The following is a 16,398-nucleotide window of genomic DNA, read 5'->3' as shown; positions in this document are numbered from 1 at the left end:
ATACCTCAACAACGATCAATCGTCTCGTCTGTTTTGCGGAGTGGTATCAGAGGCTCAAGCCCACGGCTCCACTGTTAGCGAAACAATCGAAGCCTTACTGGCTACAACCTTCACTTTCAGGATGTTCCACCCTGACATAGGTTCCATCAAAGTAGGCTCTAGCCCCGTGGTAATAACTCGTATTCACCCCCCGAACCTTGATCCGGGCTCCGTCCAGTATTTCAAAATCAAGCCACGTTTTACCCTCAACACCTTCACGGCCTTTGCCCTCATCCGAGAAACGGGCGTAACTCTGATTGATCTCAGCCACACCACTAATCTGACCAACGTGGTGGCTCAAGCCTCGTACAACATCGATCTTAAAATGCAGTTTGCCTTCTTTGACCGAGATCGACATGCCTCCCCCATAACTATCACTATAGTCTCCAAGCCACTTCCCCTCCTCCGCCACAGCTGCCCAGCCGTTGAGCACATCGACTCTCGCCCAGGTCAAACCGGCCATCATCGACCAGTAGTCGGCCTTTGTTTTGACATCCTTAACCTTTCCCTCCAGGTCAAAAACCGCCCGCTCTGCCATGGCGTCACGGTATGAAACCCACCGCCTTTGATCGGGCTGGAGCTGCTTGAACGACCATTCGGGCATTGTTTTTTTCAAACTGAGGTAGACCACATTCAACTGTTTGTCTGCCTCTGCAAATTCCGTTTTACTGGTTTCCAGCTCGCTCGCAGCAAAGGCTCCGGCCACCATCGACACACTCATCATCAAGAGGATTTTCATAAGCACAAAGAACTAACAAGAGCCCCTGCACCTGACAAGCCGCCAGTTCAAAAATGACGCATATCAAACCAAACAAGTGCCAGCCTTCAACTAGCAGCCAGGCAAAACATCTCAGCCAGCGCCATCCGCCTACGGCGAACCGGGCGTTTTACTCACCGAGCAGGAAATCTACCACCTCGGAAGCTGAGTATGTCTCCTTACCCGGTTTGACGATCTCCTTGATCGCAGTCAAATTGTATCCGCTGGTCAACAGGGGTAACTCCTCGACTCCACCTTTACGCCTCTGAGGCATACCGATATTGGCCATCAGTGAGTTACAAAGACATTTCCGCCCCTTGGCATCCTCCTCGGTCCCTCCTTTACGAAGGAAAGCAGGCAGAGGCTCGGATGCACAACGCCACCCGAGCGAACCATCCTCTTTTTGATAGGCCTCGCGCAAGTAACCCAGATCACAAATCCGCTTACGGTCCTCATACACATCCTGTTCGGAAAGCGTGTCGGGCAACGATAAAACCTGAAAAGGGAATCCGGTAGGTGAAGCCACGGGGTCGCGGAAAATGCTCTCCGTTCCCGCAAGACAGTGACGGACGGCATCCAGCTTGATCTCAGCAGTCAGACCAGACTCATCACTAAAGGCAAACAAGGAACCTACCTGAATACCTGTAGCTCCCATCGCTTTGGCCTCTTCCAATTTCTCATGGCTGGCAAAGGAGCCGGCAATAAAAAACGGCAGACCAATGTCACGGATTTTTTCGAAATCCACTTCATCCCGCTTACCATATACGGGTTCGCCCCGCTCATTATATTGGGTCTTCCCACGGGGTGGCGCATTGTGCCCACCCGCTGTCGGACCTTCAATAATCAATCCATTGACCCCCTCACCACACTTTTTGACCATCAAGTTAGCCAGCGTAACAGAGGAAACAATCGGGAAAAAATAAGGTGTATGTGGTTCTGGGCAGTCGTCAAATACGAGATTCGGGTCAAACTGCATCTTAAATGGAGCCCCGTCCGTAGCCCCCTTGACCGGCAGACTGAACTCCACCGCCTCGTTGCGACTCAGGCCGTCAATAATCTTGGGAATTTCGAGGGGAATACCCGCCCCGACGATGATCACATCCACCCCTGCCAGCATGGCCCCGTAGATCGATGGCATCATCGGCGTCTGGATTTTATGCAAGAAATTAATCCCGACCAGCCCGTTATGACCTTCCTTGGCCAAATACACTTCCACAAAGTTCGCAACAATCAGCAACTCCTGCAACTCGATACTCGGAGCCTCACCAACCATCGTCTTGTTGGAATAAGCCTTCTCCGGCTCCTTACCATCGGCAATAAAATACTTTTCCAGAATACGCTCCACCACTTCCTGTCGGGGAAATGCAGCCATCGCGCGTCGACGATGCCCTCCTGGATCTCCGTTTTGCAGGCTTCTGACGAGCACCAAATCAATGGCCGTTCCCGAAACCACACCAATCTGCCCCCGGGTAGCAACTGCATTTGCAAGTTGCCAACTGGAAACACTAATACCCATTCCGCCTTGGATGATCTGAGGAAATATCATGGCCTGCTGAAGTCATATACGTTCTCCCCCATCTTGCGAGTAAAATACCACTTAAATTCACAGTGCTATCAATAGCAGCTGACAATTCCTGAAATTCCTGACAAATCAGCGATCACAATCGATCAAGACTTGTCGGAGCGGGCAATTAACCTAATATGCGGGCACATGAACATGACACAGGATGCCGCCAGCGCCACAAAAAAACAAGTCCTCATGATGGGTACCTGCCTATGCGACGCCTTTTACGCGGATGCCGCCAAAGCGACTGTTCAAGTCCTCGAACACCTCGGGGTGGAAGTCATCTACCCCGAAGACCAAACCTGCTGCGGTCAACCAGCCTTCAACGCCGGCGATTGGAAATCCTCACGCAAGGTGGCCCGCCATGCCATGGAGGTGTTCCAAGGAGACCTGCCGATCATCATCCCATCCGGATCTTGTGCCGCCATGCAACAACACGGCAACCCGCTCCAATTCGAAAATGAAGAAGACCTGCCGGAAATTGAAGCCATGGGCCGTCGAACCTTCGAACTTGCCGACTACATTGTGCACGAACTTGGCATCACCACCTGGCCCGGCTCCTTCAATGCCCATATTGCCTTCCACCACTCCTGCCACACCCGTGGAACCGGAACCCGTGAAGCCGCAACCACCCTGCTCAACTCCATTGAGGGCATCCAACTGGTCGAATACGGGCAAAAAGAACAATGCTGCGGGTTCGGAGGAACCTTCTGCGTTACTTTCCCGAATATTTCCGGCAAAATGGGAACCCTGAAACTTGATCACCTGCTCGATAACCAGCCAGACTATCTCGTCTCCGCCGACCTCTCCTGTATGATGCACCTCGGAGGGCTGGCTGAAAAACAAGGCCGCCCGATCGAATACCGCCATATCGCTCAAATCCTACTCGCCAGCCTGAAAGGCGTCGATGTCGCCTGATCACCCGCCCCTTTCTCCCAGCTATGATCGATACCCACCATCACTTCTGGAAGTATTCCCCTGACGAATACGGCTGGATCTCGGATGAGATGCCCCAACTGCAGAAGGATTTTCTCGTTCCTGAACTCAATCATCACCTCGATATGAGTGGTGTGGATCAGGTCATTTCCGTCCAAGCCCGCTGCTCGGATCAGGAAAACCGCTTCCTTTTGGACTGCGCCAAGCACTCGGAGGAACTCGTGGCTGCCATCGTCGGCTGGGCCCCGCTCTGCTCTCCGGACCTCAGGATTTTTCTTGATCAGTATATCAACGAGCCTCTGTTCAAAGGGATTCGGGAAATTATCCAAGGCTGCCCTGACGAGCAGTTTTTGGACAACCCGGACTTCGATCATGGCATGCGGGAAATCACCCATCGGGACCTGGCATTCGACCTGCTTGTCTTCCACGACCAACTCCCTTCGGCCATTGCTTTCGCCGATAAACACCCGAATCAACGTATGGTCCTCAACCACTGCGGCAAACCTCCTGTCTCGAACGAAGGCATGAAAGACCCCGACAGCAAATCCTGGGCCCGCAATATCCGGGAGCTCGCCAGACGACCGCACATTTATTGCAAACTTTCCGGCCTCACCACCGAAATCCAAGACCCGGAGAGCAAAAGCCAAAGCACCAGGCACCACGACCTGCTTCGGCCTTACGTCGATACAATCATCCACGCCTTCGGGCCGCAGCGCGTCATGTTCGGCTCCGACTGGCCTGTCTCCTTGCTCGGCACCGATTACCCGGCCTGGCTCAACCTGGTCGATGAATTCACTCTGAGCCTAAGCCCCGACGAACAGGCCGCCATTCAGCACGAAACCGCAGCAGCCTTCTATCAAATCTAACTTCCTGCCCACGCACCCAGCCATGCCATCCCATCAACTCATCGATACCTATGCCACTGAAATCAGTGCGGAAAAACAAGCCTCGGTCATGGACGGAACCTCCTCGGGAACCGAAAAACGATACCATGTTCTCTTCAACGACTACCAAGACCCGGACCGCATCCGCAAGCTGGCAGCCGACATCAAACAACACACTCTGGAACATCTCGACACCTATCTCGCCCAGGCCGAGGAGAAACTGACCCAAAACGGGGTGAAGGTCCACTTTGCTTCCACCGATCAAGATGCCCGGGAGGCCGTCCTGAACATCCTCAAACAACACGACGTCAAACGACTGACAAAATCCAAGTCCATGGCGTCAGAGGAAATCCACCTCAACCCATTCCTAGTCAAAAATGGCATCGAATGCCTGGAGAGCGACCTCGGTGAGTTTATCATTCAACTCGATGACGATGTCCCATCCCACATCGTCAAACCGATCATCCATAAAAACCGTAGGGAAATTGCCAACACCTTCCTGAAGGAAGGCATTGCCGAAGACTACAACGACGACCCCGAAACCCTGACCCGTCGGGCTCGAACCCATCTTCGCGAAAAATACTTCCAGGCTGATGCCGGCATCACCGGCGGCAACTTTGTCTCAGCCGAAAGCGGGCGCGTCGTGCTGGTCACCAACGAAGGCAACGCCCGCTTCGGCATGGCCCCACCACCCGTGCATATCGCCCTGATCGGCATTGAAAAGCTGGTTCCCCGCGACCAGGACCTCGGTGTCTTCCTCAACCTGCTCGGCAGATCCGCCACCGGCCAACAACTGACCGTTTATACCCAGTTCATCAACGGGCCACGCTCGGAAAATCAACCCAGCGGCCCGGAGCACATGCACGTTGTCTTTATGGATAATGGCCGAAGTGACATTCTGGCCTCCAACTGCAAGGAAATCCTGCGCTGCATCCGCTGCTCCGCGTGCCAGAACGTCTGCCCGATCTACCGCCAATCCAGTGGCCACGCCTATCGCGCCACTTACGGGGGACCAGTGGGAGCCGTCCTTTCCCCGCTTCTTGCCGGTGACAAATTCCCGGAACTCGCCGACCTACCAAAAGCCTCGTCTCTTTGTGGAGCATGCCGGGAGGTCTGCCCGGTAGATATCCCCATCCCCACCCTGTTGCTCCGACTCAGAGACCGGGCCAAACGTGAAAAAATCAAATCCCCCGGCAACCTTCCCATGGCGCCCTTTGCCGAACTTGCCAGCTCACCGAAATTATGGCGCACGGCCATGACCATGTCCAAGGCCATGAACCACCTGCCGATCCACGTTGCCCCGATCAAACCGATGCAACACTGGCTCGGCCAACGCACGCTTCCGAAGTCCACCGGAGGGGATTTCCGCAAGTGGTTAAAAAAACGGCCACCCATTCGTTAAAATCCCATCCGAATACATCTGGGGTTTCCCAGATGACGGAACGCGATTGCACTTGAATCTTCACGGTGCGGTTCTTACAACCATCGCCATGCCCACTGTGCACCTTGACCTCGCCGACCGCTCTTACGACATCCTCGTTGAAGATGGACTCCTCGATTCGATTGGCTCGCTCGTTCAGTCCACCGGACTGAAGGGAAAGTGCGCGCTGATCACCGACTCCAATGTCGGACCTCTCTACGCCCAGCGGGTGATGGACAGCCTCGATGAGGCCGGGATATCTTCAAGCTGCCATACCTTCCCTGCTGGTGAAGCCAGCAAATCAATGAGTCAGTCCAGCGCACTCTGCAGTGAACTGATCAATGCAGGGCATGATCGGGCATCCTTCGTTCTCGCATTGGGCGGCGGCGTCACCGGCGATCTTGCCGGATTTGTCGCGGCCATTTTTTACCGGGGCGTTCCTTTTGTCCAGGTCCCCACCACCATCGTTTCCCAGGTCGATAGCTCTGCCGGAGGTAAAACAGGCGTCAACGCGCCTGAAGGAAAAAACCTGATAGGAGCCTTCCACCAACCTCGTTTGGTTGTGGTCGACCCAATGACCCTGGCCACCCTTCCCGGGCGTGAATACCGCGAGGGTTATGCCGAAGCCATCAAACACGCCGCCATCCGGGACGAAGCCATGATCGATGACCTCAACGCTCTCGACCCATCAGACCAACACCCAAGCGCCGACCTACTCGCCCGCAATCTCGCCATCAAAGCCCGGGTCGTCGAAGAAGATGAACGCGAAACCTCCGGCACCCGAGCCCTGCTCAACTTCGGTCACACCGTTGGCCACGGCATCGAAGCCTCCCTCCCCTACGGGGAAATGCTACACGGTGAGGCCATTTCCTTGGGTACCCGGGCCGCCCTGATCCTTTCCGAGCAACTCAACGGCTTCCCCCGTGCGGACAGCCAACGGATCCTCCAATTCCTTGAGGCATTTCAACTTCCACTCGTGCTGTCAGATCACATTGAAACCGACACCATCATGGACAAACTACTGCGGGATAAAAAATTCAGTGGTGGCACCATCCACTTTGTCCTTCTCACCAAAGCTGGCTCGGCCGAAGTGTCCGACCAAGTCACTCTGGATGATATCCGCAATGCCATCGAACAGCTCCGCACCCCGGTCGATTCAGATCCTACGCGCGGCTAATACCATTTGATCAGTTAAATTGGCTGAATGGCTCATCATCTTAAACTCAAACCATTCTGCCAATTTTACTGGGAGAATGGTATAACCACCCGGCATCTTTGATGATGGCTGAGCGATGAGGAGCCCATCTGCCCCCCGCTCTCAGCGATTGGCTTTTTTGCCCGTTTTTTTACTGGGCAAAGGTGGCTGACCATATTGCTTTCGTAGACGTTCCAGCTCATCCTTCATCTCATCCATAACCTTCCTGTATTCTGGGTTCTTGGATAAATCCTTCATTTCATTCGGGTCCTTCTCCAAATCGAACAAGTTGTATTCGCCCATGGTATAAAAATGGATCAACTTATAGCGTGCGGTCCTGACCCCCTCATGCTTCGGAGCATTATGCTCTCCTCCCCCTTCATAAAAATGGTAGTAGACCGACTCTCTCCATTCCGGTGTTGCCCCGTCAAACACCGGTAACAGGCTAACTCCCTGCATTTCATCGGGAACGTTCAACCCTGCGGCATCAATCAACGTTGGAGCGTAATCAATGTTCTGAATAAACTGCTGATACCTCGACCCCGCTTTGATCTTGCCAGGCCATGAGATGATAAAAGGCATTTTGAATGCCTCCTCGAACATCCAGCGCTTGTCATACAGACCGTGGTCACCCAGAAAAAAACCTTGGTCCGAACTATAAATCACAATCGTATTCTCTAAAATTCCATCCCGCTCCAGGTAATCCAGTAATCTGCCCACATTTTCATCCACCGAGTCCACACAACGTACATAATCCCTGATATATCTCTGATATTTCCACTCAACCAATGCTCTCCCTTTTGGCGCCGCTTTGATAAAAGCCAGGTTTTCAGGTCCATAAGCTGCGTCCCAGAGAGCCTTCCCCTCAGCACTCAATCTGGAATACTCACGTGCACCAAGCCGCTTTTCGCGGGCAGAAGCAAAGGGAACCGGCTCATTCACTTTGAGATCATACTTATAATAAAAATGTTCCGCAATCGACTGTCGGTTAGCCCTCAAGGTTTCACTTCGATTCGACCAATCATCGTGCAATGTTTCTGGAAGTGGAAACTGATGACCTTTATAGCGATCATAGTGTTTGGGGTCGACCGCCCACGTCCGGTGCGGGGCATTGTAGGTACACATCATGACAAATGGTTTGGCTCGATCGCGCTGACTCATCCAACGGATCGCTTTGTCCGTGATCACAGTCGTAGAATACCCTTTCACTTTATGACGTCCCTGTTTATCGGTAAACACAGGGTTGTGATATCCAGAACCCCATAACTCCCAGTGATCGATCCCATAACCGTCTTTCGGGTGATCCCCCAAATGCCATTTACCAATCAAGGCCGTTTGATAGCCGCCTTTATTAAGTGCATTCATCAATGTGGGCTGCGTCCCGTCAAAGGATTTCCCCCAATTGGAAACAAACCCGTTGGCATAGCTGTGCTTCCCAGACATGACGCACGCTCGGGAGGGACCACAAATCGCATTCGCACAAAAACTGTTTTCAAACAGCGCCCCAGCCTCCGCAATCCGGTCAATGTTAGGTGTCTTGTTAATCTTCGATCCATACGCACTGATGCTGTGACACGCATGGTCATCTGAAAAAACAAAAAGGACATTCGGTTTCGGACTGTCGGCCAGAGCATGACTGCCAAATATAACGCACGCACTGAGAGCCGAAACTCTGAGGCCAACGGAAACAAACGGCGAACGAGACAAACTAAAACGATGAAATAATTTCATAATAAAAAATCGATGAGGAAGAACCATAGAGAGAGGGTGCTCGTATTCCTACGGTGACTGATCAGAAAATATAGCTGCAAAACACACAACCAAGCTAAAAACTTCCCAATCAGCCCATAAGACAAGAATTCAAGCGAATCTCACCCCATTCACACCATGTTAGACTGAAACAGATTCCTATCTCAGTTCGTATATTTAAGCCCTCCAAAGACGTTCTACGACATCAATACCTGGCACCATCCATCATTCAGCGGATCCCTCTTCCACGAACAATCAAATCACCAAGCATTATGACCCGCATTTTAATCCTGCTTTCCCAACTTCTGACTCTCACCCTGATCGCCCAAAAACCTACCCAGGCATCCCAAGCACACCCGATGCCAAACATTGTCATCATCCTTGCTGATGATATGGGTTATGGCGATTTGAATTGCCAGAACCCAGGCTCAAAAATACCAACCCCTCACCTTGACCGCCTGGCCACACAAGGCATGCGGTTCATCGACGCACATTCTCCGTCCGCGGTCTGCACCCCCACACGCTATGCCCTTTTGACCGGACGTTACGCTTGGAGAAGCCGCATGAAAAAAGGTGTTCTTGGACCTTACTGCTCGCCCCTGATCGAAGCCAATCGCCCCACCATCGGCAAGATACTCAAACGCAAAGGTTACACCACAGCCTGCATCGGCAAATGGCACCTCGGTATGCAGTGGGGCATGAAAGATACCAACATCAAACTTCCTCCATTGTGGAATCACAGTTGGAACCGTAAATTCCAATCCAAAGTGGATCTGAGCAAACGTATTTCCGAAGGCCCCCTTACGGCCGGGTTCGACTATTATTTCGGAGTGGATGTCCCCAACTTCCCTCCCTACTGCTTCATTGAAAATGATAGTGTGCTAGGCCCATTACCCACCAAGCAAAAGCCAGCAAACATGTATGGCAACCCGGGACGCATGCAAAACGGCTGGGACCTACACAAAATCCTGCCAGGATTGAGAGATCGCGCCGTGAAGTTCATTCAAGAACAAGCCGAGGCATCACATTCTCCTTTTTTTCTCTACATGCCTCTCACCTCACCTCACCGCCCCATCGTTCCGACAAAAGAATGGGCCGGCAAAAGCCAAGCGGGTGATTATGGTGACTTCATCGTACAGACCGATGCCATCATCGGCGATGTTCTGCAGGCTCTGGACGACAACAAGCTCAGTAAAAACACCCTCGTCATCGTCACCAGCGACAATGGATCCTGCGGCCCGGCCGGAGACCCCCACATCAGAGGCAAAGATTGGCACACCAACCTCTCGGTCAGCAAAAAATTCGACCACCACCCAAATGCCCCATGGCGGGGCATGAAGGCAGATGCCTTTGAAGGCGGGCACAGGGTGCCATTCATTCTACGCTGGCCTGGACACATCAAGGCCAACTCAGTCAACCCACAATTGGTTTGTCATGTCGATCTCATGCGCACCATCGCCAAACTTGTCAACGCCCCCCTAGCCGCGGGATCCGCTGAGGACTCAGTTGATCTGTTTCCATGCTGGCAACAACCTGACAAAGCAGTCAGAGAATCATTGATTCACCACTCCAGCAATGGAACCTTCGCCATTCGATACAAGGAATGGAAGCTCATCCAAAGCAAAGGTTCCGGAGGGTGGTCAAAGGTCGCCATCTCTAAAAACACCCCTCCAGGGCAACTCTACAACCTGTCCAAAGACCCGGAGGAAAAAAACAACCTCTACCTCAAGCACCCTGAAATCGTCCAACAACTCAACCAACGCATCAAAAACACCAAAAATCACGAGTAAGCCCGCCCTCGTCGATCTCTACAAAAAAGTTCATTGAAAATTTAAATCCGCTGGGTGCTCCGTAAAAAAACTACCTCCCTCGAAAGGGAGGTAGATCACGAGCATGAAAACACACAAAATCATACTCAAAAATGAAGCCCATGGTCAGCGGGTTCTCCGGCGGCTGAAAATCAACATACCACACCCCAAGCCAAGGATGGCCGAAGAGGAAGGCTCGGGAACGGTCTGACGAATCGTCAGATCATCCAACCCTCCTCCACTACCGGCACGCACATACAAAAAGTTCCAAGTCGAAGGATCTCGATATGACTCAGCCATTCGATCTAACTGCAAATCAACACTCTGCAATCCAGCAACCTCTGTATAGGCGCCAGTTGTACCTGCCACACGAAAAGACAAACTCCCAATCCCTTTTCCACTATTGGCTTGAGGATCAACAGCCAAACGCAATTCAAGTCCAACACTGTCAGTAATATTGTCGGCAACTCGAACCGCAGTACCTGCGGAAGCTCCACGCACATAAAAATCACCGCTACTCATCCCAAACATAAAACCTAAGGAACCACCGGAATCCAAATCAGCACCAAGCGCCATGTATTCGTTCACTCCTGTGTTCCGTCTCACCACAGTCGATACTTCAAAGGGAGCATTCTGCAGTGTATAGCTAAACCCGGCATCATTTTTCCTTCGCAGCTGCTTATCCCCAGGCCCGGCATAGATCACGTTCCCCGACGCTCCTGACATCCACGATGACTGATCATTCCTAACAACCACGTTTCCAGATATGGATTCCCAGCCATCTGACCAGCAAGGTTTACCCCACCACTGGTTAATGCATTGAAATCATAGACTTCGGTGATGATAGAAGCCGCATCGGCTGATACGGCAAGACACAGCCCGCTCACCGCGGTCAGCAATTGGAATTGAACACTCTTCATCATACTTGTGAAATACATACTGCAGTATCAAACTTGGTCGGGTCTACTAAAATTCGAGCAATCAAAGAATATGACATTTATTCAGACGAATAAGACTAAAGGACACCTATTCTCTGCCAACGAAATCGAATCATCATTCTCCCTGCGCTCCTGAATGCTGGCCAACCGCATTTGTCACTTAGACAACAAAAGCAGCTGACACAGGCTACAAGGGTAAATTAAAATCAAAAAAGGATGCTACTTCCTACGGCGAAGCACGAGCGCCACTCCACCGAGCCCCAGTAATGCCGCGGAATGAGGCTCAGGGATCGGTGTGTATTCTACAATCAACTTGGGGCGATTCGCTACGACAGCATTGTCTTTACTATCAACACTCCACTGCCCAGACCCACCGTAAATCTGAATCCCAGCATTCGTTCCCCCGCTCCAAAGGTTCATCATTTCATCCAAGGTATTCACAGATTCATCCAGGCTGCTTGGATCCAAAGTCACCATCACTTTATTACCGGTAACCGTGCTTCCATTGGTAAAGGTCATTGACGCCATGGAGCCGTAAACATCTGTAGCTAGCCGTGCACCACTGTTGCCTCCCAACCAATTCGCGGTGTTCTTCTTATTCCAGGTTGCCGTACCCGCCTCAGCCTCTCCGTTCGAACTTCCCTCAACCCAATCGGCATTACCTTCACGCAGCAGATTAAGCTGCCAAGTATTGGTCCCGGCCGTAGTCACGCCGACGGTAAACTCGAGTTTCACTGATGCAATCGTACTATACAAACCATTCAGCGAGGTCACATCAAAACCAATGACTCCTGCCCGCTGCCGCCCTGAACCGTGCGCTCCAATCAACACGTTTACACGGTCTCCATAATTATTGTTAGGAGATTCTTGCACCAATGAGGTGTCTCTGGTTCCTGCATAGCCATCCACTCCATCTTGAAAGGTAGCGAAAACCGTCGCTGCTTGAGTAGGAGTTGCTAGCATTGAGGCTCCGCTCGCTAATAGTAAAATTGTATATTTTTTCATATCTAATAGGAGGTCATTTACCTCAATGCTGTAAGCTTTAAAACTCAGACCTTTTCTGGTCAATGGTGTTTCCAGAGATCAGACGATCGAGACTAATATTCAGATCAATATGACAAATTCCTAAACAAAATCAGACGAAGCAAAGAGAATCTTCTTCCCCATTGAAAGACAACCAGCACCTTTGCAGTAAGTTAAAAAAAGCGCCCGAGATGGTCTAAACATCTTTGCAACGGCCCGTATCGAACGATCAAGACCATGCTCAAACCATTCATTTTAATCACGTTAATCTCCGCTCCCTTCACCTTGGGCAAAAACGTCCCCCACTCAGACTTTTATATTTCTCCCACGGGCAGCGATAACAACACGGGAAGCAAAACAAGCCCCTTCAAAAGCTTGACCAAAGCTATTGCGGTAAGCCGAAAAGCACAAACTCAAACGAAGAATCTGATTCTTTACCCTGGCATTTACGAACTTCAATCTTCTCTCAAACTCGACCAACGGGACAACGGATTACGCCTTCAGGCACTGGACCCCAAACACGCTCCCCGCTTAATCGGTGGACACAAAATCCCCGTATTAAACCCCGTCCCCACATCGGATCGCCCAAACGCGCTTCCACAGCAATCTCTCAAAAACGTTCGCTATGCAGACCTTGGATCACTCGGCATTGAAAACACCGGCGAACACAAAACCCTCGGCTTCGGTCATGGAGGATCCACAGCCATGGAAGTTTTTATCAACGGCCAACGCCAAACTCTAGCTCGCTACCCCAATCGAGGATGGCATACCATCAAATCCATTCCCGACGGGAAAAATGGCAACCGGATCACATCCCATATCAGTCAAACCAGACTCAAACAATGGAGCAAAGAATCCAACCCTTGGCTCTACGGGTATTGGTACCACGGTTGGGCGGACCGTTTTCTCCCGATCCAATCGATCCAGCCCGATGAACAACAGCTGATTCTCGGCCAAGCAAAGCACTACGGATTGCGGAAAGGTCAGCGTTTCTTTGCCCAAAACCTTCTCTGCGAACTTGACTCACCCGGAGAGTATTACATCGATAAACGTAAGGGGCTCCTCTATGTGTGGCCGGAGGATTCCGATACAAACGAGGTTCTCGTTTCCACCTTCGAGTCCCCCCTGCTTCACATCCAAAACAGCAACAACATCCAAATCAAACATATCCATTTCGAAGTTGGTCGTAGTCACGGCATCCTGATTGAACATTCGACCAAGATCCAAGTGAACCAGTGCCAGGTGCGCAACCTTGGAGATACTGGAATCGTTATCCAGAAAGGAAAGGAGTGCACAATTTCGAGATGTATCGTCAACAATACCGGGGCTTGCGGGGTCTCGGTTCAGGGTGGGGAACGCCAGACGCTGCAAGCAGGTAATCATGTGATCGAATCCAACCACATCCACCACATTTCCCGTATCAGAAGAACCTACACCCCCGCTGTCGCGCTCAACGGTGTAGGGAACCACGTTCGTAACAATCTCATTCACCATGCACCACACCAGGCGATTTCCTTCAACGGCAATGACCACCTCATCGAACGCAATGAAATTCACCATGTGGTTCTCGAGACCGATGACTCTGGCGCTATTTACACCTGCCCACGGGACTACACCTCCAGAGGAACCATCATTCGCCACAACCACCTGCACCACAGTGGCCCACACTTCGCCACCAAAACTCCCGCCTCATTACGCACCGAAAAACATGTTGTCTACGAACCCATGCATCGGCACGGAACCAGTCTCATCTATCTCGATGACCTCACAGGAGGTATGACTATCGAGGGAAATATCCTTGAAGGCGCCTATCGTGGAATGCTCATCGGTGGTGGCCGGGACAACCTGATCCAAGGAAACCTCATCCTAGGCGGCAACATCGGCATTTGGATCGATGGGCGGGGCCTCGGCTGGGCAGCCAAACATGTGGCCAAAGGCGGCCCCCATGGCTTTTACCGCAAATACGCAGCCATCAAAGGTGATGCCCCGCCATTCAGCACACGCTACCCGCAACTCGTAAACGTCCTCACCGACAACCCTGCGGCCCCAGTCAACACCATCGCCCGAAGCAATATCATTATCGGAGCAAAAGCTTGGAAAAAAACCGACAGAAAAAGTGACCGCTTCATCCGCTTTGAACAAAACATCCATATCCCTCCGTCGAAAAACACCCCAATCCCATCAGCTGAGAAAGCCCTCCTCTCCCTCCCCGATCAACAACGAAAGGATATCGCCTTCCCTCCCATCCCCTTTGATCGTATTGGCCTGAAGTCCAGCTGACCAACGAACTCAAACGACCATCCTCTCCCGTCTCTTTTCCACGGAAAACCACTCACATAAACACATCCAACGCATCACTCACTCTGACTCCATGAAAACCGCGCTTCTCTCCCTAGTTCTCCTTCCTGGTTTGCTCTTTGCCCAGACATCCAAAACCGAAAAGCCCAATATCATCCTCATCCTCGCTGATGACGTCGGATACGGTGACCTCGGGTGTTACGGAGCAAGCAAAGTCAAAACACCTCACCTCGACAAACTGGCCGGAGAAGGAGTCCGCATGACCGATGGTTACGCCTCCGCCGCAACCTGCACTCCGACTCGATTTGCCATGCTCACCGGCAAATACGCATGGCGACAACGCGGCACCGGCATCCTTCCCGGGGACGCGGCTCTCTGCATCAAACCCGGCACGGTCACGCTGCCGGCCTTGATGAAAAATGCCGGCTACACCACCGCGGTCGTAGGCAAATGGCACCTTGGACTCGGCGTCGGAAAAACCCGATACCGTGGCGAAATCAAACCCGGCCCACTGGAAATAGGCTTCGACCATTGTTTTATTTTCCCCGCCACCAATGACCGGGTTCCCACCATTTACATCGAAGACCACCATATCGTCGGTGAAGACCCCAAGGACCCCATTCTGGTGAACTACCGTAAAAAAGTGGGCGATGAACCCACCGGCCGGGAAAACCCCGAACTGCTCGACCTCAAAGTCCGGCGCCACCCCGACCACCACGAGGGAACCATCGTCCACGGAGTCAGTCGGATCGGCTACATGTCCGGCAACCAAAAGGCACGCTGGAAAGACGCCGACCTCACCGAAACATTCACAAACAAAGCGATCTCATTTATTGAACAAAACAAAGACAATCCGTTCTTTCTCTATGTCGCGAGCCACACCGCACACGAACCCTGCGTCCCAAGCAAACGATTCAAGAGCAGCAGCCAAGCCGGAGCCCGAGGAGATACCATTCAGGAACTCGACTGGCAAGTCGGCCAAATCATGGCAACGCTCGACCGCCTGAACCTCAGCGAGGACACGCTGGTCATCTTCTCCAGCGACAACGGCGCCGGCTGGCCTGTAAGCCGCTACGCCTATCACTACGACCATGAAGAACAATGGGCCAGCCAGCACAAAGCCAACGCACCACTCAAAGCGGGAAAAGCCGACCCCTACGAAGGAGGAACCCGTGTCCCCTTCATTGCACGCTGGCCCAAGGCCATTAAGGCCGGCAGCGAATCCAAGGAAGTGGTCTGCCTCGTCGACATGCAAGCGACCCTTGCCACGGTCGCAGGCACCCGTCTGCCTGACCATGCCGGTCCGGATTCCTTCAACGTTCTTCCTGCTATTCTCGGTAAAGGTAGTGGCCGCAACCATCTGGTCCTGCAACACAACCGAGGCCACGGCAATTTGGTCATTCGCAAGGGACTCTGGAAATTACATCCAAAAAACAACGGCAAACACGAACTCTATCATCTAGGCCGTGACATCGGAGAGACGAACAATGTTGCAGTCAAACACCCCGAGGTGATCAAAGAAATGCTGATCCTGCTCGACAACATCAAAAAATCAAAGGAAAGCCGTCATTCGCTTCAGAAATAAAAATCACGGAACCGATACCATTTGAGTGGCTCGATTGTCGGAACGGCGGTGTTCATTTAGCCTTGGCTTCAAGGCTTGACGATGGAATGTAGTGAGCTGCATGACCGAGACAAAACGCTGGAATCAAGCCAAAGACACACCTCATTTGAGGATGCGAGGCATACCTTTAAAAAACATCCCTCAGCTATTGAGCTACCCCCTT

Annotated in this window: 13 protein-coding genes; 7 read left to right on the top strand and 6 right to left on the bottom strand. The window is 52.1% G+C overall.

Features of this window, described 5'->3' with window-relative positions:
• Positions 1 to 94: 94 nt before the first annotated feature.
• Both HW115_RS13645 and HW115_RS13640 read right to left on the bottom strand, forming a co-directional pair.
• Positions 95 to 778, bottom strand: coding sequence for a lysozyme inhibitor LprI family protein (locus tag HW115_RS13645; protein ID WP_178933461.1), 684 nt, complete (start codon positions 776 to 778; stop codon positions 95 to 97).
• Between the two features lie 148 nt (positions 779 to 926).
• Positions 927 to 2,342: a nitronate monooxygenase gene (locus tag HW115_RS13640; RefSeq protein ID WP_178933460.1), complete on the bottom strand. Its 1,416-nt coding sequence runs from the start codon at positions 2,340 to 2,342 to the stop codon at positions 927 to 929.
• 165 nt (positions 2,343 to 2,507) lie between these two features.
• Here HW115_RS13640 and HW115_RS13635 point away from each other — a divergent pair, with 165 nt between their 5' ends.
• The 4 genes from HW115_RS13635 to aroB all read left to right on the top strand — a co-directional run bounded on the left by HW115_RS13635 (position 2,508) and on the right by aroB (position 6,777).
• Positions 2,508 to 3,278, top strand: coding sequence for a (Fe-S)-binding protein (locus HW115_RS13635; protein WP_178933459.1), 771 nt, complete (start codon positions 2,508 to 2,510; stop codon positions 3,276 to 3,278).
• 23 nt (positions 3,279 to 3,301) lie between these two features.
• Positions 3,302 to 4,162: an amidohydrolase family protein gene (locus tag HW115_RS13630; RefSeq protein ID WP_178933458.1), complete on the top strand. Its 861-nt coding sequence runs from the start codon at positions 3,302 to 3,304 to the stop codon at positions 4,160 to 4,162.
• 22 nt (positions 4,163 to 4,184) lie between these two features.
• On the top strand, positions 4,185 to 5,582 hold the full coding sequence (locus HW115_RS13625) for a LutB/LldF family L-lactate oxidation iron-sulfur protein (RefSeq protein WP_178933457.1): 1,398 nt from the start codon (positions 4,185 to 4,187) through the stop codon (positions 5,580 to 5,582).
• A gap of 88 nt (positions 5,583 to 5,670) precedes the next feature.
• The gene (gene aroB / locus HW115_RS13620) at positions 5,671 to 6,777 is read left to right on the top strand and encodes a 3-dehydroquinate synthase (protein ID WP_178933456.1); all 1,107 of its coding nucleotides are present in this window, start codon (positions 5,671 to 5,673) and stop codon (positions 6,775 to 6,777) included.
• A 141-nt stretch (positions 6,778 to 6,918) separates the two neighbouring features.
• Here the strand turns inward: aroB and HW115_RS13615 are convergent, their stop codons facing one another.
• Entirely contained in the window at positions 6,919 to 8,526 is a 1,608-nt protein-coding gene (locus tag HW115_RS13615) for a sulfatase family protein (protein ID WP_178933455.1), read from the bottom strand.
• Between the two features lie 290 nt (positions 8,527 to 8,816).
• Between HW115_RS13615 and HW115_RS13610 the strand changes: the two genes are divergently transcribed.
• Positions 8,817 to 10,334: a sulfatase family protein gene (locus HW115_RS13610; protein ID WP_178933454.1), complete on the top strand. Its 1,518-nt coding sequence runs from the start codon at positions 8,817 to 8,819 to the stop codon at positions 10,332 to 10,334.
• A 144-nt stretch (positions 10,335 to 10,478) separates the two neighbouring features.
• Here HW115_RS13610 and HW115_RS13605 read toward each other — a convergent pair whose 3' ends face one another.
• The 3 genes from HW115_RS13605 to HW115_RS13595 form a co-directional block, all read right to left on the bottom strand.
• A complete protein-coding gene (locus HW115_RS13605) occupies positions 10,479 to 11,078 on the bottom strand; it encodes a PEP-CTERM sorting domain-containing protein (RefSeq protein WP_178933453.1) in 600 nt (199 codons plus the stop codon).
• Positions 11,054 to 11,275 (bottom strand): hypothetical protein, encoded by a 222-nt coding sequence (locus HW115_RS13600; protein WP_178933452.1) that lies wholly within the window; start codon positions 11,273 to 11,275, stop codon positions 11,054 to 11,056. The genes HW115_RS13605 and HW115_RS13600 overlap by 25 nt, the downstream gene beginning before the upstream one ends.
• Before the next feature lie 234 nt (positions 11,276 to 11,509).
• Positions 11,510 to 12,295 (bottom strand): PEP-CTERM sorting domain-containing protein, encoded by a 786-nt coding sequence (locus HW115_RS13595; protein WP_178933542.1) that lies wholly within the window; start codon positions 12,293 to 12,295, stop codon positions 11,510 to 11,512.
• 255 nt (positions 12,296 to 12,550) lie between these two features.
• Here HW115_RS13595 and HW115_RS13590 point away from each other — a divergent pair, with 255 nt between their 5' ends.
• Both HW115_RS13590 and HW115_RS13585 read left to right on the top strand, forming a co-directional pair.
• Entirely contained in the window at positions 12,551 to 14,593 is a 2,043-nt protein-coding gene (locus tag HW115_RS13590) for a right-handed parallel beta-helix repeat-containing protein (RefSeq protein WP_178933451.1), read from the top strand.
• Positions 14,594 to 14,684: 91 nt separating this feature from the next.
• A complete protein-coding gene (locus HW115_RS13585; protein WP_178933450.1) occupies positions 14,685 to 16,196 on the top strand; it encodes a sulfatase family protein in 1,512 nt (503 codons plus the stop codon).
• Positions 16,197 to 16,398: the final 202 nt, after the last annotated feature.

This window comes from Oceaniferula marina (assembly GCF_013391475.1).
GTDB lineage: Bacteria > Verrucomicrobiota > Verrucomicrobiia > Verrucomicrobiales > Akkermansiaceae > Oceaniferula > Oceaniferula marina.
Note: the sequence above shows the minus strand (reverse complement) of the source record. Positions and strands in the feature narration are given on the sequence as shown.

Bases quoted from the DNA above. Each gene is read 5' to 3' on its own strand.
- HW115_RS13645 (WP_178933461.1), bottom strand. From the start codon at position 778: ATGAAAATCCTCTTGATGATGAGTGTGTCGATGGTGGCCGGAGCCTTT.
- HW115_RS13640 (WP_178933460.1), bottom strand. From the start codon at position 2,342: ATGATATTTCCTCAGATCATCCAAGGCGGAATGGGTATTAGTGTTTCC.
- HW115_RS13635 (WP_178933459.1), top strand. From the start codon at position 2,508: ATGAACATGACACAGGATGCCGCCAGCGCCACAAAAAAACAAGTCCTC.
- HW115_RS13630 (WP_178933458.1), top strand. From the start codon at position 3,302: ATGATCGATACCCACCATCACTTCTGGAAGTATTCCCCTGACGAATAC.
- HW115_RS13625 (WP_178933457.1), top strand. From the start codon at position 4,185: ATGCCATCCCATCAACTCATCGATACCTATGCCACTGAAATCAGTGCG.
- aroB (WP_178933456.1), top strand. From the start codon at position 5,671: ATGCCCACTGTGCACCTTGACCTCGCCGACCGCTCTTACGACATCCTC.
- HW115_RS13615 (WP_178933455.1), bottom strand. From the start codon at position 8,526: ATGAAATTATTTCATCGTTTTAGTTTGTCTCGTTCGCCGTTTGTTTCC.
- HW115_RS13610 (WP_178933454.1), top strand. From the start codon at position 8,817: ATGACCCGCATTTTAATCCTGCTTTCCCAACTTCTGACTCTCACCCTG.
- HW115_RS13605 (WP_178933453.1), bottom strand. From the start codon at position 11,078: ATGTCAGGAGCGTCGGGGAACGTGATCTATGCCGGGCCTGGGGATAAG.
- HW115_RS13600 (WP_178933452.1), bottom strand. From the start codon at position 11,275: ATGATGAAGAGTGTTCAATTCCAATTGCTGACCGCGGTGAGCGGGCTG.
- HW115_RS13595 (WP_178933542.1), bottom strand. From the start codon at position 12,295: ATGAAAAAATATACAATTTTACTATTAGCGAGCGGAGCCTCAATGCTA.
- HW115_RS13590 (WP_178933451.1), top strand. From the start codon at position 12,551: ATGCTCAAACCATTCATTTTAATCACGTTAATCTCCGCTCCCTTCACC.
- HW115_RS13585 (WP_178933450.1), top strand. From the start codon at position 14,685: ATGAAAACCGCGCTTCTCTCCCTAGTTCTCCTTCCTGGTTTGCTCTTT.